Source organism: Luteolibacter sp. Populi (genome assembly GCF_040801775.1).
Taxonomy (GTDB): Bacteria; Verrucomicrobiota; Verrucomicrobiia; order Verrucomicrobiales; family Akkermansiaceae; genus Haloferula.
In genome coordinates, this window is record NZ_CP161812.1 from 141373 (window position 1) to 161884 (window position 20512).

Genomic DNA, 20512 nt, shown 5'->3' on the forward strand with positions numbered 1-20512 from the left:
GTTAGAGTGCTCTCTGCCAAGACACCATGAACCGCATCTTCCTTGTCGACGACCATCCGATGCTGCTCAGCGGCCTCCGCTACATGATCGGCCAGCAGGAGAATCTGAGCGTCTGCGGGGAAGCCTCAAGTGCCCGTGCGGCCTTGGAAGCGATCCCCCTGCTGCGGCCCGATCTGGTGGTCACGGACATCACCCTGCCGGACAAGAGCGGCTTGGAACTGATCAAGGACCTGCTCGCCCTCAATCCCGAGACCCGGGTCCTGGTCTTCTCGATGCACGACGAAATGCTCTATGCCGAGCGCGTGATCCGCGCCGGCGGCCGCGGCTACCTCGTCAAGGGCTCCGACAGCGACCGGCTGATCCGCGCGATCCGCGAGGTGCTCGGCGGAGCCATCAGCCTGAGCGACCGCGTCTCCCACCACATTCTCAGCCGCATGGCCGTGGGCTCGAAGCGGGAACCCTCCTTTGGCCCCGCCACCCTCACCGACCGTGAATTGGAGATCTTCCAATTGCTCGGGAGGGGCTTCAGCACCCCCCAGATCGGCGAGCAGCTTCACATCAGCCCGCGCACCGTCGATGCCCATCGCAACAACATCCGCCTCAAGCTCTCCCTGCCCGACGCCCCGGCCGTGATGCGGGAAGCCGTGATCTGGGTCGAACAAGGCGGCGTCACCGGCTCCCGGGAAGGGTGAGGGGAACGCGCTTCATTTCATGGATTCGACGGCGCTTTCTCTCCGGCATCAGGCACCTCCGCCGCCGGCGCGGGGTAGATGAACTTCCAGTTCCAGCCATCGTGCGTGAGGGTCGCGCGGTCTTCCGTTTCCGGCAGCATCGGCAACTCAACCTCGCCAGGAACGCCGCCGTGGGCGGCGCGGACCGAGTCGGCGAATTCGCCGAACCAAGCATAACAAATCCGGGTTTTCATGGGGGCAATCCCACCATGGACCGCCGTTGCGCCAAGTGCCATAAGCCGTCTTCCCCACTCCGCACGGCACTCGTGCTTAGGCCCTGTAAGCAATATACCTAGGGGAGGCGGAGGCACCCAAGACCCGGTAACAAAAACGGCCACCCCGTCGGGTGGCCGTTTTTTGAAGAAGCGCTTTTGATAACGATGTGCAGAGCAGGGAAACGCTTTGCGCTTCAAACTTTGTCTTGATTCCGGGCAACGCATATCATCGGAAGTCACCGGGTCACAAGGGAAATTTGTCATGCCGGAACTTTCCCGGATAAACCTTGGGTTGCCCCGGTGCTTGTCCTACCCCTTGCCAAATCCTCTCCCCTTATGGCCCTCACCTTCGCCTTCGACATCGGTTACGCCTCCATCGGCTGGTGTGTCCTCTCCGCTCAGAAGAAGGCTCCTGCCGATCCCGACATCCTCGGCACCGGCGTGGTCACTTTCCCGACCGACGATTGCCTTGCCTCCACCCGCCGCGACCTCCGCCGCACCCGCCGCCACATCCGTTCCACCCGCATGCGCATCGAGCGCATGAAGCGCTGGCTGCTCCACCGCGGCGTCCTCTCCCGCGAGGATCTCGACCGCCCCGGCCACCCGGCACCCTTCCTCCTCGCCGCCGCCGCTTTGCAAGGCCATCGCGTCCTCAGCGCCTGGGAACTCTGGACCATCCTCCGCTGGTACGCTCACAACCGCGGCTATGATGGCAACTCGCGCTGGCCCCGTGGCGAGGAAAACGACGAGGATACCGAAAAGGAACGCAATGCCATGGAACTGATGAACGGGAATGGCACGTCCACCATGGCGGAGACCGTGTGCGCGTGCCTCGATCTCAAGCCTTCCGGACACGGTCACAAGATTTCCTCCCTGCTTCCCTACAAGACCCTTAATGCCGCCTATCCTCGCAAGGTGGTAACCGGCGAAGTGGGACGATTGCTGTCGCTGCATCTCGACAAGATCCCCGGTCTCGATTCCTCATCGGTCCGTCTGTTGATGAGTGCGGACGAGTTGGGAAAGGATGCGCGCACCGCTCTCGCTGGAGCCGCGATCAAGCTTCCCAAGCGCTACGTGGGCGGCTTGCTCTTCGGCCAACTCCTCCCACGCTTCGACAATCGCATCATCGCTCGCTGTCCGATCACCTGGGCAAAGACCTACCTCGATGCCCTGAAAGCCGGCAAGGACGAGAAGGAGGCTCGTCACGCGGCGGACAAATACGCGAAAGTCCCCTCGGCGAAGTGCCGGGAGTTCTTCCGCTACCGCTTCGCGATGCTTCTGGCGAACCTCAAGGTGGACGACAACCGCCCCCTCTCGCGCGATCTCAGGCGCAAGCTTTGGAATCTGGCGGAAGAGCAGGGTCGACTCACCCACAAGGATTTGAAGAGCGAGATCAAGGCAGCCGGTCACAAACCCTTCAACCTGGATGCCTACTTCAAGATCCATCCGGATTCGGAAGACGCGCTGACACTCGATCCCGTGATCGAGTTCCCTAACAAGAATCAGATAGTGAAGGTCCTCTGGCCCGCTTTGACAGAAGCCGCCAGAACGGAAGCCTTGGCACGCTGGAAGAAGGGTGGCGCGACCACTCCCGCGGAACTGCACGAGTTGAGCGGCCAGTCCGCAGCCTCCATGGTCGCCATCCAAGCGGTATTCGACAAAGATCAGGACAAAGCGAAATCGAAACGCAACTATGCGGCCATCGATGACCTGCTGAACCGGCGGCTATCACCCGCAGCCATCTCCGGCCGCGCTCCCTACGCACGTCCCGTCTTGGAAGCTGTGGTGGCCGAGGTGCTGGCCGGACCATGGCACCCGCGGAAAGCGGACAAGACGACCGATCCGGAGGATGGGGAGGACAAACCGCAGAAAGGCGTGCTCTACGATCTGGGAATTCCAACTTCCCACGTGCGCCAGCTCCAGGACGGACGCCCCCTCGATCAGCTCACGAACAATCATCTGGTGCGTCACCGGCTGTTGATTCTGGACCGGCTGCTTGACGACATCCTCGCCGAGTTCTGCCCCGATGGGCAGGAAGTGGAGCGCGCTATCGTGGAAGTCGCGCGGGAACTCCGCGAGTTTTCCGGGATGACGGCCAAGGCAATCACTGCGGAACTCAATAGCCGCCTAAAGGACTTTAAGGGAGCCGTCGCTTATCTGGACAAAAACGCACCGAATCTGGAGAGGAATGGCGGCATCATCCGCAAGTGCCGGATCGCCATCGATCTCGGTTGGAAGTGTCCCTTCACCGGTGAGACCTACGACGCCTGCGATTTGCCAAGCATGGAAAGGGAACACATCATCCCATACGCCACACGAAATACGAATGCGCTGCACGCGATGGTGCTGACATGGCCTGCCGTCAACCGGATGAAGGGCAAGCGAACCGCACGCCAATTCATTGCCGAGAACGAAGGCAGGACGGTGGACGGGATGGACCGCCTATCCCTCTTCACCTTGCGTGGGTATGACGAGTTCGTGGGGAAACTCGATACCAAGGGGCATCCCGACGACGCCCGCCGCAAGCGGGCGCGCAAGGCATTGCTGGAGACCAACGATTTCGAGGACAAGGAACTCGGTTTCACGGAAGGACATCTCACCCAGTCCAGCCACTTGATGAAATTGGCGATGCGCGGCATGAAGCAGAAGCTGCCGCGGACGCAAGTCGACCCGATTCCAGGTCCGGTGACGTCCGAGATCCGCAAGTCATGGAAACTCATGGGCACCTTGGCATTGGCTTGTCCTGAGATAATCGACCCATCCTCAAAGGAGGTGCGACCAAAGGATGAGATCCGCGGACTGACCCATCTCCATCACGCGCTCGACGCCGCAACCCTTGCGCTTGCCGCACACTACTTCCCCCTGCAATCGCGCGGGCAGGACCAGAAGGGAAAGATCTGGCTGGCGATGCTCCGCCGCTATCGCACACCGGAGGAGAAGGAATTTCTTTTCAGGCTCGGCATCTTCGACCGCTACCAGCGCACGCGACGCGATAAGCAAGGCAACGAGACGGTCGAGAATGACGTGCGCCTCCGCGATCTTCCTGCGGTAGTCAAAGAGAAGGTTGCTCGCTCGCTGGCACAATGCCGTGTGATGCAGCACCTTCCTTCGGATCGCTCCGGGGTCAAAGCAGAGCTGACAACTTGGGGCGTCACCTCCATCGAAGGGGAAGGGAACGATGCCCGGGTGAAATTGAGGCAGCGCACTTCAAAGGTTGAGGGAGGACGAAGGGTGCTGGAAATGAAGACCCGCGAGGAGCGCGCAGGAAAACTACTCGGCGTGAACCCAAAAGGGGGTAAGGGCAAGCTGAAGGAAATCCAAGGTGCCATGATCATTGGTGAGAACTACGGCTTGGCTCTCGACCCGGTGCCGGAAGTTATCCCGTTCCATCAGGTGCAGGAACGGCTCAAGAAGCTGCAGACGGCCAATGCAGGAGATCCGGTGCGTGTGCTGCGGAACGGCATGCTAATCCGGCTGAAGACTAGCCCTGCTCAATCGCGGCAAGACTACTCGGGAATCTGGCGGATTGCCTCGATCAAGAACAATAAGGGCAAGTTCCTGGTAGACATGATCCGGCCTAGCTACGTCACGCCGCAAAACGGCGTGGCGTGGGCGGGAATGAACAAGACCTTGGGGCCCTTGTTAGAAGCGGGGCTTGAGATTCTGCCTCGGAATTATGCGGGACATTCGGCGGGGAAGTGAAGACAAGCCCACAATTATACTTCGATGCTGTCCCAACGTGAGGCAATGCCTTTGCACGCATCCTCAATGTGGTGGATGAGCGTCTTGAAGCGGGCTGGCGCCGTATACACGTGGGATCGATGGACATCCATCACGAAGCATTTCGCCGGATAGGGAATGCCGATGTGGCTGAGTCTGGTTTCTAGCAATTTGAGTAATAGGGCGGCCACGTAATCACCGGCGGTATGGTCGCCCAGTTTCCGATCCAATCCTTTTGCCTTCTCTTGGGTGGTGTATAGGATTGCACATCCCACCTTGGTTCTCCCCCGATGAGTCAGGGAAAATACAACGTCTGGTTGCACGCTTACACGCACCCCATTAAGGGCTAGTCCGCCCCATCCTTCTTGGGGTCGCCGGATTCGCTGTGCTCCGCTGAATTGCATTTCTTCTGCTGTGGCTGCTACCTTGAGCAATGCTTCAGCGGACATTCGATTGTCATCGCGTTCCCAATCGTTGCGGGCTCGGGATGCTTCAATCGCACGGCTACGGTTAATTAACTCTTCTGGCAAGAAGCCCGAAGGACTAAAGGAACCGCTAAATCCGGCGCGAGCTTTCTTGTAATGAAGAATGACGGCCTTCTTTCCCTTCTTCGATTCCTTGAGAATGGTGAGTTTACGAGATTCATTGGTGACCATGAACTCCCCCAGTTTATTGGCGGAAATCCGCGAATCGGGGTGGATGATGTAGTGATCTGTGCTCATGTTAGAGGCAGGGTGCAATGTCGCCTTCTTCCCCGAACCTCTCAATTCTGAGAGGTTCGGAGAATGAATCGAGGCAAAGCCATAACGCGTGTCGTTCTGAGCTTCGCAATTACCAATCGTCGCGCAGGCGGCTCCTTTAAAAAAAAAGCGTTATGCTCATATTATGAGTGCTGCGCCGGAGAGTCGGATCCCACGAAATCGCAAGCCTCGCCGCTCTTGCTCGCAGTATAGAAAAAGCCCCTTGCGACCTTCCCTGTTGACATTTTCACATCTAATTGTTGGAGTGCAAATGTCCCCGGAAAGCGATGTCCTATCACATCGTCAGTATTGACGCTCCCGACTGCTCGCTCTCCTGCAAGGATGGTCAATTGACCTGCAAGAGCGCGGAAGGGGACCGTCGTGTCCCATTGGAGGATGTCGGCGCGATCATCATAACCTCGTTCTCGGCATCGATCCACTCGAAGCTGTTGTTAGAGGCTGCGAAATATGGTGTCGGCCTGGTCATCTGCGAGAACTTCAAACCGGCCTCCCTGGTGCTGCCGGCGAACCGGGCGACCGACACCTTGTTGACCCGCGCACAGGCCTACATCCCCGCGCAACTCCGGCAGCGGCTTTGGCAAAAGACCATCGACGCGAAGTGCCTGAACCAATGGAGCCTCGCGACAGAACTGGCGCCCGATGACCATCGCTTGGCGAAATTCGGCGCACTGGCCCGCGGGCGTTCGCCATCCAAGGAGGCGGAATGCGCCAAGCTCTTCTGGCGGATCTTCGCGGAACGGGTCGCGGAGACTGATGACTTCCGCCGTGAACGAAAGGGTGGAGGACCAAACAACTTGCTCAACTACGGCTATGCCGTGCTGCTTTCCACCATCCTCCAGAATCTCTTCGCCGTCGGTCTCGACCCCACCTTCGGCATCGCCCACGTGATCCGCGAGCAATCAACCCCGCTCGCCTACGACCTCATGGAGCCCTTCCGCCCCTGCATCGATTGGCGGGTAGCGGAGTGGATCCGTCTTCACCCGGGGGAGGAGGGGATGGAGGTCACCCGCGAATTCCGCCAATGGGTCACCGGCTTCCCGCTGGCTACCGTCGATTGGTTCGAACTCACCCTCGACGTGCGCGGCGTGATCGAAGGCGTGACCCGTTCTTTCCGCCAAGCCGTGACGACAGCCCAAACCGGTCCCTACCGTCCATGGACCCGAACCACTACAAAATGGGCTGGCTGATGGTAGCCTTTGACCTTCCGGTCAAAACCAAGGAGGAAAAGAAGCGGGCCACCGACTTCCGCAAATTCCTCCTCGATGACGGCTTCCAGATGATCCAGTTCAGCGTCTACGCGCGTCCCTGCGTGACCTTCGCTCGCCAGGAAACCCACTTGAGGCGGATCCGGTTGGCGGTACCGAACGAGGGCTCGATTCGGGCGATCTACATCACGAAAGCCCAGTGGGAAAGGGCGTACATCATCCACGGCAAACCTGCCGTGGAAGTTTCCGCGGAGGAAATGCCCGAACAGATCATGCTCTGGTGAGCTGATCTTCGTTTTCAGGATGCCGTCGCAACCTGTTGAAGATGAGATCCGAGGGGAGAGCCTATGCTCTTCCCCCCGGATTTGGAATCAAGGCAAAGCGAGTCGCAGATGCTCGCCCTGATCGCGCTCATGCTCTTCCCCCCGGATTTGGAATCAAGGCAAAGCATTGAAACCATCCCGACCCTGCCCCGCGACATGCTCTTCCCCCCGGATTTGGAATCAAGGCAAAGCGCCAAGCGAATCCTCGACTTCTCCTTCCCCATGCTCTTCCCCCCGGATTTGGAATCAAGGCAAAGCCAGCCTCAGCAGCAGCAGCCGCAAGCATAATGCTCTTCCCCCCGGATTTGGAATCAAGGCAAAGCAGTAGCCGAGAACAGGTGGAGGCGATGCGGATGCTCTTCCCCCCGGATTTGGAATCAAGGCAAAGCGAGGCGCTGGCTCTCCTGCCCTACCCTCTGATGCTCTTCCCCCCGGATTTGGAATCAAGGCAAAGCGGGAAGCATCGCCCCAATCCCGAACAAACAATGCTCTTCCCCCCGGATTTGGAATCAAGGCAAAGCACGGGTTCCGCGCCCGAGCATTTGAACCCAATGCTCTTCCCCCCGGATTTGGAATCAAGGCAAAGCCACTACCTCGTGCATGCGATGCTGCACGACATGCTCTTCCCCCGGATTTGGAATCAAGGCAAAGCATGGCGCAAGTGCCCTTGGAAGAGGCTTTGATGCTCTTCCCCCCGGATTTGGAATCAAGGCAAAGCTGAAGACGCCGGCAATCCATTCGACGCATGATGCTCTTCCCCCCGGATTTGGAATCAAGGCAAAGCTGCACGTGTCTCTTCGCGTTCAACGCCGCCATGCTCTTCCCCCCGGATTTGGAATCAAGGCAAAGCGCGATTGCACCCCTCACGCCCTCCGCCTAACCTCCTCCCCATGCCCACCGACGCCTTTGCCAACCGCTTCGTCTGCGACCTGATCGCCTACGAGCCCGGGAAGCCCATTGAGGAAACCGCCCGCGAACTCGGCCTGAATCCGGCCGATATCGTGAAGGTCGCTTCCAACGAGAACCCCCTCGGCCCCTCGCCGCTGGCGAAGGAGGCGATGCGCAAGGCCCTCGAGGAATCCCACATCTACCCCGATGGCGGCGGCTGGAAGCTCCGCAGCGCGATCGCCCAGCGCTTCGACATGGACATCTCGAATGTCGTCCTTGGCAACGGCTCGAACGAGATCATCGAACTGCTCTGCCACTGCTTCCTGAATGGCCGCGCCGAGCTGATCGCTTCCGATCACGCCTTCGTCGTCTACAAGCTGATGGCGACCCTCTTCGGCGCGAAATATGTCGAGGTGCCGGACCCTGGTTTCATCCACGATCTCGACGCGATGGCCGCCGCCATCACGCCCGATACCCGCCTCGTCTTTATCGCCAATCCGAACAACCCCACCGGCACGATGGTCGGCCAGGAAGCGCTCGACCGTTTCATGGCGAAGGTCCCGGAGCACGTCGTCGTCGCCTTCGACGAGGCCTACCACGAGTTCCTCGACGAGGCACCGGACGTTCTCAAATACGTCCGCGAGGGCCGCAACGTCGCCGTCCTGCGCACCTGCTCGAAGATCCACGGCCTCGCCGCCCTGCGCATCGGCTACGGCCTCTGCTCGAAGGGTGTTGCCGAGATCCTGCAGAAGGCCCGCCAGCCCTTCAATACGAACGCCATCGCCCAGGCCGGCGCGCTCGCCGCGCTGGAAGACGCCGACCACGTCGCCAAGACCCGCGCCATCAATAAGGAAGGCCTCGCCTTCTACGAGGCCGCCTTCCGCCAGCGCGGGCTCGAGTTCGTTCCCAGCGTCGCCAATTTCATCCTCGTCAGGGTGGGGGAGGGTGACCGCGTTTTCCGCGAGATGCTCAAGCAGGGCGTCATCATCCGTGCCATGAGCGGCTACAAGCTGCCGGACTGGGTCCGCATTTCGATCGGCACCCCGGCGCAGAACCGCCGCTGCCTCGAAGTGCTGGATTCCGTGCTCAGCGTCGCAACCGTCTGAAGATAAACTTTCACATGGTTTGACAGGTCACTAACAGATCCGTATTTCTCATTCCGCATTGAGCGGAGCTATGGCCGGAGTCGCCTTCCAGGACCAGAAGGAATTTAGATGTGTCCACTGCAGTGGCAAGATCCTTGTGCCCAAGGACTTGCCGCCCATGACCGGCCCCTGCCCGCATTGCGGCAGCAGCATCACTTCGCCCGGCCCGGAGGACGAAGTCCGGCAAACCGTCAGCGCCTCGGTCGAGGTGCCCGCCGTCGTGGTCCACGAGCGGGTGGAAGTCCCCGTCGCGGTGGCAGCTTCGGCAGGACCTCCGCCACTGCCCCCCGCCGCCGCGAAATCCGCGCCCTCTCCCTACGCCCCGCCGCCATCCCCACCGCCGGTGGAGGCCGCTGTGTCGCCGCCGCCCGCCTCTTCGCGGGCGACATCGCCTGCGCTCGAGACACCGCCGCCGATCATCCCCATCCGCGTCGAAGCCGTGGACCCGCCTTACGTGTCCTGGGCCCAACCGCCGGCACAGAGTCCGGGCGCGTTCCGGGTCGAGCCGGTGGAGCTGTCCGGGGTGAGCATTCCGCCGCCGGTTCCCGGGGGTGCCCGCACTCCATGGGAAACGGAAGCCCCGCCGACCCGGCCACCCGAGTCCGCCGCGGTAGCTGCGCCCGTTTCTCCACCACCACCGCCGCTGCCGGAAGCGTCGTCTCCGCCTCCCGGCGGGCAGAAGCCCTTGCTATCCGTCGGCTTTCAAGACCCCTTCGCTCCGCCTCCACCGCCAGTCCAGGCTGCTCCTGCGCCAGCCGCCAAGCACGAGGAACAAGCTGCGAAGGAACAAGCTGCCAGAGAGCAGGCAGCTAAGGAACAAGCTGAGCAAGAGCGGCTCGAAAAGGAACGCGCAGCCAAGGAACAGGTCGCCAGGGAGCAGGCAGCTAAGGAACAAGCTGAGCAAGAACGGCTCGAAAAGGAGCAAGCAGCCAGGGAGCAAGCCGCTAAAGAGCAGGCCGCCAGGGAGCAAGCCGCCAAGGAACAAGCCGCCAAGGAACAAGCAGCCAAGGAGCAGGCCGCCAAGGAACAGGCTGCCAAGGAACAGGCAGCCAAGGAACAGGCCGCCAAGGAACAGGCCGCCAAGGAACAAGCCGCCAGGGAACAAGCCGCCAGGGAACAAGCCGCCAAGGAACAAGCCGCCAAGGAACAAGCCGCCAAGGAGCAGGCAGCCAAGGAGCAGGCAGCCAAGGAGCAGGCAGCTAAGGAACAAGCTGAGCAAGAACGGCTCGAAAAGGAGCAAGCAGCCAGGGAGCAAGCCGCTAAAGAGCAGGCCGCCAGGGAGCAAGCCGCCAAGGAACAAGCCGCCAAGGAACAAGCAGCCAAGGAACAAGCTGCCAAGGAGCAGGCCGCCAAGGAACAGGCCGCCAAGGAACAGGCCGCCAAGGAACAGGCCGCCAAGGAACAGGCAGCCAAGGAACAGGCAGCCAAGGAACAGGCCGCCAAGGAACAAGCCGCCAGGGAACAAGCCGCCAAGGAGCAGGCAGCCAAGGAGCAGGCAGCCAAGGAGCAGGCAGCCAAGGAACAAGCCGCCAGGGAACAAGCCGCCAGGGAACAAGCCGCCAGGGAACAAGCCGCCAGGGAGCAAGCCGCCAGGGAGCAAGCCGCCAGGGAGCAAGCCGCCAGGGAGCAAGCCGCCAAGGAGCAGGCAGCCAAGGAGCAGGCAGCCAAGGAGCAGGCAGCCAAGGAACAAGCCGCCAAGGAACAAGCCGCCAAGGAACAAGCCGCCAAGGAGCAGGCCGCCAAGGAACAGGCTGCCAAGGAACAAGCCGCCAAAGAGCAAGCCGCCAAAGAACAAGCCGCCAAAGAACAGGCCGCGAGGCTGGTGCCCAAAATTTCCATCGGCCTCTCCCCCGAGCCCGCCCGCGTTTCCCCCGCTACTCCGATTGCGCCCGCTGCCGAACCGGTCGCCATTCCCGTAGCCCCGGCATCGCCGCCGCAACAGCAGCGGCCCCTTCCATCCGCTCCCGCCGAACCCGTACGTGCGGCATCGCCCGTGGAAGCTCCGCCGCCGCCTGCGGCCAAGCCCGTCGTCGTCTCCATCGGCCTCGGTTCCGAGCCTGCTCCCGTGCCACCGGTCCGGCCCTTCGCCACCGTGCCGCCCGCGGAAACCCCGGCCCCCGCGCCGATCCGTGCGGTCGTCACCATCGGCTTGGGTAGCCAGCCGACAGCCACTCCGCCCGCAGATCCCTCTCCCCAGGCGGCGGCCCCGGCCCCGGCCCCGGCCCCGGCCCCGGTTCAAGCCGCGGGTCCGCCCGTCGCGGCAGCCGCCCCGCCGCCAACGGCGCCTGCTCCTGCGCCCGAGGCAACTCCCGCCCGCCAGCTTGCCCCGGCACGCGTCTCGATCGGGCTTTCCGATGAAGCGCTGAATAGCGTTCGTCCGGCACCCGTCGCCGCGCCCGCCAGACCCGCCGAAGCCAAGGCTGCCCCCGCACCGGCCGCCGCGACCCTCTCGGAAGAGCCCGCCAAGCCCGAAAGGAAATCCGGCCCCAAGTCGCGCACCGGCTTGGTGCTCTCGATGCTTTTCCTGATCGCCCTGATCCTCGGCGGCGGCTGGGCGGCGATCAAATATCTCGATGTCACCGGCCCCCAGGCCATCGCGAAGCTCCCCGGCCCGGGCACCGTCGATCCCAAGTCCCGCGAAGGTGCCACGGGACCTGCCGCCGCCGCCTGGCAGGAGGAGGCCAAGCAGGTCCTCTCCGAATTCCTCGCCGCCAAGACCCCCGCCGGCAAGGCAGCCTTCTCCCTCCGCGGTAGCGAGTTGCTCCCGGAAATGATCGCCTTCTACGGCAGCGGCCCCGTCGATGACTCGGACACCCCGCTCTCCGGCTTCGCCATCGCCAATCTCCCGCCGGAAGACATGAAACGCGGCATCTACCGCATGGGCTTCGACCGCCCGCCGCAGTTCGAGATGAAGGACTTCTTCGGCCCCTTGGCCCCGCTCGAAGTCCAGATGAAGGTGGAGGAGCCCGACCTCCTGCTCTCCTCGCTGGCCCGCGCCGGGAACTTCACTTCAGAACCCGGTCAAGGTGGATGTCTTCTTCAAGCGCGGCCCGGACGGCCTCAAGATCGATTGGGAAACCTTCGTCCAGACCAAGTACCGCCTCTTCCGCAGCTTCACCGAGCTCTCCGATCCCGGCCGCAGCGCCGTCTTCCGCGTCTTCGTCATGGAAGACGTCCCGGAAAATGGCCGCGCCACCCTCGGTCACAAGACCTACAAGATCGTCGATCCCGCCTACCGCGCGGATTCCGTCCGCGTGGAGGTCCCCGTCGATTCCGAGCTCGGCCGCGCGCTCTCGAAGGTGAATTGGCTCGGTGTGAAGGACGCCCGCCCCATCACCAAGACCGCCACCCTCGAGATCGAGTGGACCCGCGAAGCCAGCCCGCGCCTCGCCATCAAGCGCTTCCTCTGCTGGGAGTTCCTCGGCATTGGCGGCGAAGCCATCCCCGGCAAAGGCGGGAAGTAAGGCCGCTCGGAAACCAAGGAACCTACCCTTGGAGCAAGCGAAGACGTGCCAGCGAGCCCTCTTCAGCGCAGCGACACACTCCGATTGATGATTGGAAGATTAGTGATTGATGATTTCTTCCCCCATTAGTGATTGATGATTTCTTCTGAATACTCCGATACCATCGTCGCCCTCGCCTCCGGCGGCGGCACCGCGGCGGTCGCCCTGATCCGCCTTTCCGGCCCGCAGGCTGAAGCCATTGCCGATCTCGCTTGCGCCGGGACCGCCAGCCGTGCCGAGGAACGCCGCGCCACCCGCGCCAAGGTCCGGGATGCCGCCGGCCGGACCATCGATGACGTCCTGCTCACCGTCTTCCGCGGCAGCCGCAGCTTCACCGGGGAGCCGGTCGTGGAGATCGCCTGCCACGGCGGCCGTCTAGTCACCCGCCGCGCCCTCGACCGCCTCCTCGAATGCGGAGCCCGCAGCGCCGGTCCCGGCGAGTTCACCGAGCGTGCCTTCCTGAATGGGAAGCTCGACCTCACCCAGGCGGAGGCCGTCATGGACCTCATCTCCGCCACCAGCGACCTCGCCCTCCGCGCCGCCCACGAGCAACTCGAAGGCGGCATCGGCCGCCGCACCGCCCAGCTCCGGGAGGACCTCATCGGCCTCGTCGCCCACCTCGAAGCCTGGATCGACTTTCCCGAGGAAGACATCGATCCCGATACCGGCGAGATCTTCCGCAGCCGCATCGCCGCCGTCCAGGCCGGCATCGCCGCCCTACTCGCCACCGCCGACCAAGGCCGCATCCTCCGGGAGGGCGTCCGCACCGTCATCGTCGGTCGCCCGAATGCCGGGAAATCCAGCCTCCTCAATCTCCTCCTCGGCAGCGAGCGCGCCATCGTCAGCGATGAAGCCGGCACCACCCGCGACACCATCGAGGAAATGATCGTCCTCGATGGCGTCCCTCTCCGCCTCGTCGATACCGCCGGCCTTCGCACCGAAGCCGGCGGCATCGAGCGGGAGGGCATGCGCCGCACCCTCCTCGAAGCGGAGCGCGCCAACCTCGTCCTCGTCGTCCGCGATGCCACCCTCGCCCCCGCGGAAAGCGAGATCGAACTCCCCGCCGGACCCGCCCGCGTGGTCACCGTCCTCAATAAATCGGACCTTGGAGTCGATTCCGGCTGGGCCGGAAAAACCGGTGTAAAAATCTCCTGCACAACAAGCGATGGCCTCGACAGCCTGCGCGCCGCCATCCGCGACGCCCTCGACCTCGGCGAGGCCGACTGGGGCGAGCACGCCGTCGCCATCAACACCCGCCACCGCGACTGCCTGCGCCGCGCCACCGCCTCCCTCGCCGCCGCCGACACTCTTTTGAACGAGGGCCAAGCCCCCGAACTCGCCGCCATGGAACTCCGCGAGTCCCTCGAAGCCCTCGGCGAAATCGCCGGCAAGGTCGACGCCGAGGAAGTCCTCGGCGCCATCTTCAGCCGCTTCTGCATCGGCAAGTAGCGGGCGAAAAGTGCGACGGCACGGACGGCTCTTCCCCTGGGAGCGCGGAGCCTCCGGCCCGCAGAGCGGTCCCTCACCGCCCTAGCCACGAAAGGATCGGCAGCCAAGCAACCGTGCTCTCTGCGATCCCCATTCCCGCCCGGCTTTACCAGCATCCCGCCAAAGCCACGCGAACCAAACCGCCAGGTCAATCGCACCGGAAATGATCCGCCATCCGCGCTCCAGCGCCTATTCCCCAAATGCGGGATGTCGCGACCGCGCGGCCCAGCAGCCTGTCTTTAAAAGGCAGGGACCGCTCTCCGGGCGGTCAGGCTTATGGCGCTCATCTGCGGGATACGGCTGGGAACCTCGGATCGCGGCTGTCCCCAGCCGCACCTTTCGGGAAAAGGCCCTGCCATCCTCCCCCCACTGGGACCGCCGGGCAGAACGGTCCCCGCTTGCCTCAATACCCATTCGGATCGCGGGCATCGACATCCGTAAAATTCGTCCGGTTCGTGGTGCCCTCCCACCCTCTCCATTCAAGATTGGGCGTTCGAAGTTGGACGTTCGATGTTCGATGTTTGTATTCCTGTCTTCATGAACCTCGTCATCCTCACCGGCGCCGGCATCTCCGCGGAATCCGGCGTGCCCACCTTCCGCGGGCCGGACGGCTTGTGGGAAGGCCACCGGGTTGAGGACGTCGCCACCCCCGAGGCCTTCGAGCGCGATCCGCTGCTCGTCCACACCTTCTACAATCTCCGCCGCGCGAAGCTCCTCGATGGCACCATCCACCCGAATCCCGCGCACCTCGCCCTGGCCAAGCTCGCCAGGTCGAAGGAGCACCAGCTCCTCCTCGTCACCCAGAACATCGACGACCTCCACGAGCGCGCCGGCTCCCCGGAGGTCCTGCACATGCACGGCGAGCTCCTCAAAAGCCGCTGCACCGATTGCGGCGCGGTAACCCCCTGCCGGGAAGACATCGGGCGCTCCTCCGTCTGCCCGGCCTGCGGCCACATCGACTGCCTGCGCCCGCACGTCGTCTGGTTCGGCGAAATGCCGATCGGCCTCGACGAGATCGGTGCGGCGATCTCCCGCGCCGATCTCTTCGTTGCCATCGGCACCTCCGGCCTCGTCTATCCCGCCGCCGGCTTCGTCTCCTGGGCCCGCCAGGCCGGCGTCCGGACCCTCGAAATCAACCTCGAGGAAAGCGCCGGCAGCGGCACCTTCCACGAAACCCGCCGCGGCCCGGCAGGGGAGATCGTCCCGCAGTGGGTCGCGGAACTCTGAATCAAAAGTCAGGAAGTGGAACCGCCAAGACGCCAAGAACGCCAAGTATGAAGAATCCCATGGGCGTGGATCATTCATCGTCCTGCCTTTCTCCCCCGCGCCCCTCTCCGCGACCTCTGCGTCTCCGCGTTTTGTTCGCTCCAGATCCCTCAAAAAACTTGGCGCTCTTGGCGTGTTGGCGGTTCAATTTCTTCCGCCTTTCTCACCACTGATCACTGCTCACTGATCACTCGGCACTCTGCCTTTCTTCCCCCGAAAGGTTCCGGGTTGATTTCCCGTTGAAAGAGCAGACCATTCGGGTCCATGAAGTTTCGCTGCGGAAGACCGGTCCTCTGGACCCTCATCACCGCATCCGGCTTGTCCGCCGTGCCGGTCAATGCGGATGCGCAGGACCGTGTCCCGGGCTTGGTTTCCAATGTGGTGAAGCTCTCGGACGATTCCTACATGGTCCGCCAGACCGCCTATTTCGAGGTCTGGAAACTCGGCGAGACCGCCCTTCCCGTCCTCCAGCAAGCCGCCGAGGGCGAAGACCCGGAGACGGCGATCCGCGCCCGCAACCTGGTCCGCATGATCGAACTCGGCGTCCTGCCGGACAGCTCGCCCGCGATCATCGCCCAAGTCGAGAAATACGACAAGGGCACCAAGGAGGACCGCCAGGCCGTCATCCGCGAGCTGCGCAAGCTCCACGCCTACCGCCAGATCCTCAAGCTCTACGCCCTTGAAAAGGACCGCGAAACCCTCGCCATGCTCGAGGCGGAGGTCCACGGGGTCGCCCTCGATGCCGCCCGCGAGTGCTTGGTCGCCACGCCTTCCGACGTCGCGAGTGCTTTCGAGTACCTGAAAATGGCCCGTCCGGAGCCCGCGGAATACATGGCCATGGCCAGCCTTCACCGCACCGCCGGCACGCTCGACCAAGCGATCGCGGATTCCGCGGAGAAGGGGGATCACATGCTGCGCTTCTGCCTGCTGGCCACCGCCGGCAGGCTGGAGGACGCCGCTGCGGAAGCGGACCTGGCCGGCATGGATCAGGCCGGTGCCCGACTCCGCATGCTTGCCGGGAATCCGCTGTCGTGGATCGCCTCCGCGCCGGTCCCGCCGCAAATGCCCGCCACGCCCGGGCTCAGTCTTTACCGCGAGATCAGCGCCGCGATGTGGCAGGGGAAGGATCCCGATCCCGCCTCGATCGCCGAACTCCGCCGCCTCGCCCGCAGTGGCGATGTGGAAGACCAGGCGAAGGCCCTGATGCTGCTCTTCCTCAGCGGCGATCACCAGGAGGCGGAGGATCTCCTGGCCAAGCGCTTCCCCACCGCCGCCTTCACCCATTTCGAGGCTAAGGAGGACGTTAACCGCGCGCTCCGCATCCTCGGCATCGACCCCGAAAAGCCAGACTACACGGAGTGGGTGCGCAAGCGCTTCCGCGTCTTCCTCGAAGCCCCGGATTCGGAGCAGGAAGAGATCGGCGAACTCAAGACCCTCGGCTCCTTCCTCGAGCGCCGCGGCCTCTACCGCGAGCTGGACGAAGCTTTCGGCCCGCCGCTCGCCGAGCTGGCGGTCAAGAATCAGGAGGACTTCCTGATGAAGCTCACGCAGCTCTTCCCGCAGGGCCCGGACGATCACACCTCGCCGGTGGTCCGGCCCGTCCTAAAGGCGGTGGCGGCCTACGGCGGCGAGGACGAGATGCGCTGGGTCCAAGCCGTCGAGCACCTCTTCGATAACTACGGCTCGCCCGCGCAGATGTGGAATTGGATCGCCTCGCTGGAGCCGGACATGAGCCGCCCCGCGCGCCTCGAGCTGCTCTGCCGCGTCCACCGCGTCCTGCCCGATCCGGATGGCCAGCGCGATGTCTTCCTCGACAAGACCTCGAAGGCGATCGAGAAGGCGGAGAAGATCGAGCGCAAGCGCCTGGTCGAAATGATGGTCGGCACCTTGTCAGCCTCCAGGGATGTGGAGCTCTTCATGCGTTGCCTCGTCGAGTTGGAAACCACCGACCGCAACCGCATCAGCTGGGACCGTATCAAGGGCGACGCCCTGATGACCCAGGGAAAGTGGACCGAGGCCGCCAAGCTCTGGCTGGACAGCGCCGCCGCCGATCCCGGCGATCCCTTCTACCGCGCCTACGCCGCCGCCTGCTTGCGCCGCACGGGTGACGAGGCCGGTGCCGCCGAGCAGGAGGCGAAGGCCGACTTCCTCAGCCTCGGCGAAACGCTCTCGCTCTTCCAATGCGGCTACGCCTTCGCTGCCACCGGCGATTTCAAGCGCGCCCGCGAATGGTGGCAACGCGCCGCCAGCCAGTGCACCACCGATTCAGGCACCTTTTCCAAGGTGATCTACCAGCTCGCCGCCGCCGCCTGCTCCGATGGCGATTGGAAGGCCGCTGCCCCGCTCCACGAGGCCTTCCTCCTCGATCTCGCCATCGGCTACGACAAGTCCGCCTACAGTGCGAGCCTGTGCCAGAAGTCGCGCGTGGAGGGCAATTTGATCCGCGGCTTCGCCAAGCTCGGCGATGACCGCGACGCTGCGCTGAAGATCATCATCCCGGGCCTCGACCAGCCCTACGCCGAGACCGTGCTGGCCGATTACTTCTTCGCCCCGATGCGTGCCGCCGGTTTGGTCGAACTGCACGATGCCGCCTTCGAGAAGCACTGGAAGGAGATCACCACCATGATCGAGCGCTTCCCGGCCTGCGAGAACACCCGCAACTCCGCCGCCTGGCTCGCTTCCCGCGCCAACCGTCGCCTCGACGAGGCCGAGAAGCTCCTCGCCGAAACGCTCGAGACCAATCCCCACCAGGCCGCCTACCTCGACACCATGGCCGAAATTCACTTCGCCCGCGGCGACCGTGAGAAGGCCCTCGAATTCTCCGCCCGCGGCCTGAAGGAAGAGCCGGATGACCTGCAACTGGTCAGGCAATACCAGCGCTTCAAGAGCAGCGACTTCCCCCCGAAGTAACGGCCTTCGACTGACGCGCCAGCGCCCGGGACCGCGGAGGCTCTGCCCCGCAGAATGGTCCCTCGTGGCAGGCAATTCACGCGGCAGGGATGGAAAGCGCCGTCGCTTTGCTGCCTGCCTTTCCGTTCCGCTGCATCAAGGGACCATTCATTTCCCGACAAGAGCCTTTGCCCGGCTCCGTTCTAGACTCACCTTCCGCCTCCGGAAGGCCCATCACGGACGCATGAACGGAGCAACGCACCTCTCGAAATCCTGGCTCGCCGCCCTCGCCCTGACCCACTTGGCACCCGCCGCGGACGAGCCCGCCAAGAACCTCTACGTCCCCTACGCTCCCGTCGTAGATCGCTCCGAAGGCCTCGCTTGGCCGGAAGGGCAGGCGATCCCGACCTTTGCCACGCCCGCGGAGACCTTGGACACCGTGATGGTCCAGGACCTCTCCCAGGACGAGCTGATCACCTTCTCCGCCCTGCAAGGCCGGGTGAACCGCAAGCAGCCGCGCATCCTCCTCGCCGAGGGCCGCGCCGAGGAAGGCACCTTCACCTGGCCCGACACGGCCAAGCTGATATCGCGGACCCTCTACGACCGCGCCAGGCGCTACGAACTCATCGCCAAGTATGCCCGCGAGATCGGGGGCGTGGTCCTCTACGACCCGGCCGTCAGCCCGCACTACCGCAACCTCGCCGGCACCGTCGCCGCGCAGCGGAACGCGATTCCCGCGAGCCGCCCGGTCTACGAGGAGATCAAGAAAGCCGGCATCGATCTCGGCATCGCCGTCGATCTAACAGAGCTGAAGCTCGTCAAGCCGGTCGAGATCTACAAGCACCTGCACGAGCACTACTGGCCGAAGTCGGAGAAGCGCCTGATCGTCAGCGCGCGGCCCTTCGACCAGCGCGGCTGGGGCGATTACCATCACACCCGGGACATGGCCGCAGCCACCGGTGCGGCAGTCGTTTGGCTCGATACCCGGATCCCGGAGGAGCGCGATGTCCTGCGGAAATTCTTCCAGGACATGAAGGCGGGCGAGGCGATCGCGCTGGGCTGGTATGCCACCGAGCGCACCGGCATCACCACCGCCTCCGAGTTCGGCATCGGCACCATCCCCGCGGACTACTACGTCAGCTCCACGGTCCTCGCCGGCACCGACCACAAGATCCTGATCCCCCCCGTGCCGAAGATGCCGGCGCTGGAGAACAAGATCTACGTGGCCGTCTTCATCAGCGATGGCGACAACATCCAGTACACCCAGCACGCCATGCGGAAGAACTGGGACCGCATCGGCGACCAGCGCGGCAAGGTTGCCCTCAACTGGACCATCGCGCCCGGCCTCGTCGACATCGGGCCCGCAATCCTCAATTACTACTACGGCACCGCCACGCCGAACGATTGCTTCGTCACCGGTCCTTCCGGGATGGGCTACCTGATGCCGACCAACACCCTGACCGAGCCCGGTGCACCGGTCGGTGAATCGCTCAAGGATCCGGCGCTGATGGACGGCTACACCCGCCTGACCGAGACCTACCTGCAACGCTCCGGCCTGCGGGTCGTGACGATCTGGGACGACGCCTCGCCCGCGCTGCGCCAGTCCTACGAGAAGAACTGCCGCCACCTCTACGGCGCGACCGTCCAGAACTTCAAGGACATGCCTGCCGTCGCCGGCAGCGTGGAGAAAGGCCGCGTGCCTTTCGACAAGCTGGTGATCCCCTACGCGGGCAGCTACCGGGACATGCGCCGCTCGCTCGCCGACCAGATCCGCCAGTGGGATGGCAAGGCCCCGCTCTTCCTCTCCTACCAGGTGGAAGCTTGGAAGGAGATGCGCGCGAACCGGATCATCGATCTCCAGGAGGACCTGGCCCGCGAGTTCCCGGACAAGGTGCAGTTCGTCCGCGCCGACCACTACTTCAACCTCCACAACGAAGCGAAGGGCCTGCCCTACAACCTCGCTCTGGAGTCCTCCACCACCGCGCCTGCACCCACGCTGCTCGATGGCACGCCGAACACCGTCTGGACCGCCGCGGAGCCGGGCAAGCAGCAGCTCGTCATCGACCTCACCGCGGAGCACAAGCTCAGCCGCTGCGTGATCCGCCACGCCGGTGCCGCGGGGCTGGATCCGGCGCTGAATACCCGCGACTTCGCCGTGCAGACCAGCCTGGACGGGAAGGCGTGGAAGACCCTCCACGTCTTCCGCGGGAACCAGGACAGCGTCACCGACTTCGACATCGATTCAGTGGGTGCGAGATACGTGAAGCTCCTGATCGAGCACCCCGGTGGTGACTCGATCGCAAGGATCGCGGACGTGGAGGTGTTCGGGAAGCGGCCATAGGACCTGTGTCCAACACGGGGGCAGCCCCACTGGGAGC

Annotated in this window: 12 protein-coding genes and 1 CRISPR repeat array; of the genes, 10 read left to right on the forward strand and 2 right to left on the reverse strand. The window is 63.7% G+C overall.

Annotated elements, in window-relative coordinates:
* The first annotated feature begins 26 nt into the window (after positions 1-26).
* Positions 27-692, forward strand: a complete 666-nt coding sequence (locus ABWK72_RS00505; protein ID WP_367872817.1) for a response regulator — start codon at positions 27-29, stop codon at positions 690-692.
* 17 nt (positions 693-709) lie between these two features.
* On the opposite strand, the gene ABWK72_RS00510 is transcribed toward ABWK72_RS00505, so the two are convergent.
* On the reverse strand, positions 710-925 hold the full coding sequence (locus ABWK72_RS00510; protein WP_367872818.1) for a hypothetical protein: 216 nt from the start codon (positions 923-925) through the stop codon (positions 710-712).
* A 357-nt stretch (positions 926-1282) separates the two neighbouring features.
* On the opposite strand from ABWK72_RS00510, the gene ABWK72_RS00515 reads away from it, so the two are divergent.
* On the forward strand, positions 1283-4648 hold the full coding sequence (locus ABWK72_RS00515; RefSeq protein ID WP_367872819.1) for an HNH endonuclease domain-containing protein: 3366 nt from the start codon (positions 1283-1285) through the stop codon (positions 4646-4648).
* Between the two features lie 14 nt (positions 4649-4662).
* Here the strand turns inward: ABWK72_RS00515 and ABWK72_RS00520 are convergent, their stop codons facing one another.
* The gene (locus ABWK72_RS00520) at positions 4663-5388 is read right to left on the reverse strand and encodes a hypothetical protein (RefSeq protein ID WP_367872820.1); all 726 of its coding nucleotides are present in this window, start codon (positions 5386-5388) and stop codon (positions 4663-4665) included.
* A gap of 305 nt (positions 5389-5693) precedes the next feature.
* On the opposite strand from ABWK72_RS00520, the gene cas1 reads away from it, so the two are divergent.
* The 8 genes from cas1 (at position 5694) to ABWK72_RS00560 (ending at position 20475) form a co-directional block, all read left to right on the forward strand.
* Positions 5694-6614, forward strand: coding sequence for a type II CRISPR-associated endonuclease Cas1 (cas1, locus tag ABWK72_RS00525; RefSeq protein ID WP_367872821.1), 921 nt, complete (start codon positions 5694-5696; stop codon positions 6612-6614).
* The gene (gene cas2, locus ABWK72_RS00530; RefSeq protein ID WP_367872822.1) at positions 6614-6916 is read left to right on the forward strand and encodes a CRISPR-associated endonuclease Cas2; all 303 of its coding nucleotides are present in this window, start codon (positions 6614-6616) and stop codon (positions 6914-6916) included. Before cas1 ends, cas2 begins: the two co-directional genes overlap by 1 nt.
* A 63-nt stretch (positions 6917-6979) precedes the next feature.
* Positions 6980-7805: direct repeats of the CRISPR family, unit length 36 nt; unit sequence ATGCTCTTCCCCCCGGATTTGGAATCAAGGCAAAGC.
* A 40-nt stretch (positions 7806-7845) separates the two neighbouring features.
* Entirely contained in the window at positions 7846-8949 is a 1104-nt protein-coding gene (hisC, locus tag ABWK72_RS00535; protein ID WP_367872823.1) for a histidinol-phosphate transaminase, read from the forward strand.
* Between the two features lie 157 nt (positions 8950-9106).
* Positions 9107-12562 (forward strand): hypothetical protein, encoded by a 3456-nt coding sequence (locus ABWK72_RS00540; protein WP_367872824.1) that lies wholly within the window; start codon positions 9107-9109, stop codon positions 12560-12562.
* A 25-nt stretch (positions 12563-12587) separates the two neighbouring features.
* Positions 12588-13940, forward strand: coding sequence for a tRNA uridine-5-carboxymethylaminomethyl(34) synthesis GTPase MnmE (gene mnmE, locus ABWK72_RS00545; RefSeq protein WP_367872825.1), 1353 nt, complete (start codon positions 12588-12590; stop codon positions 13938-13940).
* Positions 13941-14516: 576 nt separating this feature from the next.
* The gene (locus ABWK72_RS00550) at positions 14517-15206 is read left to right on the forward strand and encodes an NAD-dependent deacylase (protein ID WP_367872826.1); all 690 of its coding nucleotides are present in this window, start codon (positions 14517-14519) and stop codon (positions 15204-15206) included.
* A gap of 303 nt (positions 15207-15509) precedes the next feature.
* Positions 15510-18155, forward strand: a complete 2646-nt coding sequence (locus tag ABWK72_RS00555) for a tetratricopeptide repeat protein (protein ID WP_367872827.1) — start codon at positions 15510-15512, stop codon at positions 18153-18155.
* A gap of 223 nt (positions 18156-18378) precedes the next feature.
* Positions 18379-20475 carry a discoidin domain-containing protein gene (locus ABWK72_RS00560; RefSeq protein WP_367872828.1) on the forward strand — a complete coding sequence of 699 codons (2097 nt, stop codon included), beginning with the start codon at positions 18379-18381 and terminating at the stop codon, positions 20473-20475.
* Positions 20476-20512 lie beyond the last annotated feature (37 nt).

Coding starts and splice junctions, on each gene's coding strand:
- ABWK72_RS00505 (WP_367872817.1), top strand. CDS start 27: ATGAACCGCATCTTCCTTGTCGACGACCATCCGATGCTGCTCAGCGGC.
- ABWK72_RS00510 (WP_367872818.1), bottom strand. CDS start 925: ATGAAAACCCGGATTTGTTATGCTTGGTTCGGCGAATTCGCCGACTCG.
- ABWK72_RS00515 (WP_367872819.1), top strand. CDS start 1,283: ATGGCCCTCACCTTCGCCTTCGACATCGGTTACGCCTCCATCGGCTGG.
- ABWK72_RS00520 (WP_367872820.1), bottom strand. CDS start 5,388: ATGAGCACAGATCACTACATCATCCACCCCGATTCGCGGATTTCCGCC.
- cas1 (WP_367872821.1), top strand. CDS start 5,694: ATGTCCTATCACATCGTCAGTATTGACGCTCCCGACTGCTCGCTCTCC.
- cas2 (WP_367872822.1), top strand. CDS start 6,614: ATGGTAGCCTTTGACCTTCCGGTCAAAACCAAGGAGGAAAAGAAGCGG.
- hisC (WP_367872823.1), top strand. CDS start 7,846: ATGCCCACCGACGCCTTTGCCAACCGCTTCGTCTGCGACCTGATCGCC.
- ABWK72_RS00540 (WP_367872824.1), top strand. CDS start 9,107: ATGACCGGCCCCTGCCCGCATTGCGGCAGCAGCATCACTTCGCCCGGC.
- mnmE (WP_367872825.1), top strand. CDS start 12,588: ATGATTTCTTCTGAATACTCCGATACCATCGTCGCCCTCGCCTCCGGC.
- ABWK72_RS00550 (WP_367872826.1), top strand. CDS start 14,517: ATGAACCTCGTCATCCTCACCGGCGCCGGCATCTCCGCGGAATCCGGC.
- ABWK72_RS00555 (WP_367872827.1), top strand. CDS start 15,510: ATGAAGTTTCGCTGCGGAAGACCGGTCCTCTGGACCCTCATCACCGCA.
- ABWK72_RS00560 (WP_367872828.1), top strand. CDS start 18,379: ATGAACGGAGCAACGCACCTCTCGAAATCCTGGCTCGCCGCCCTCGCC.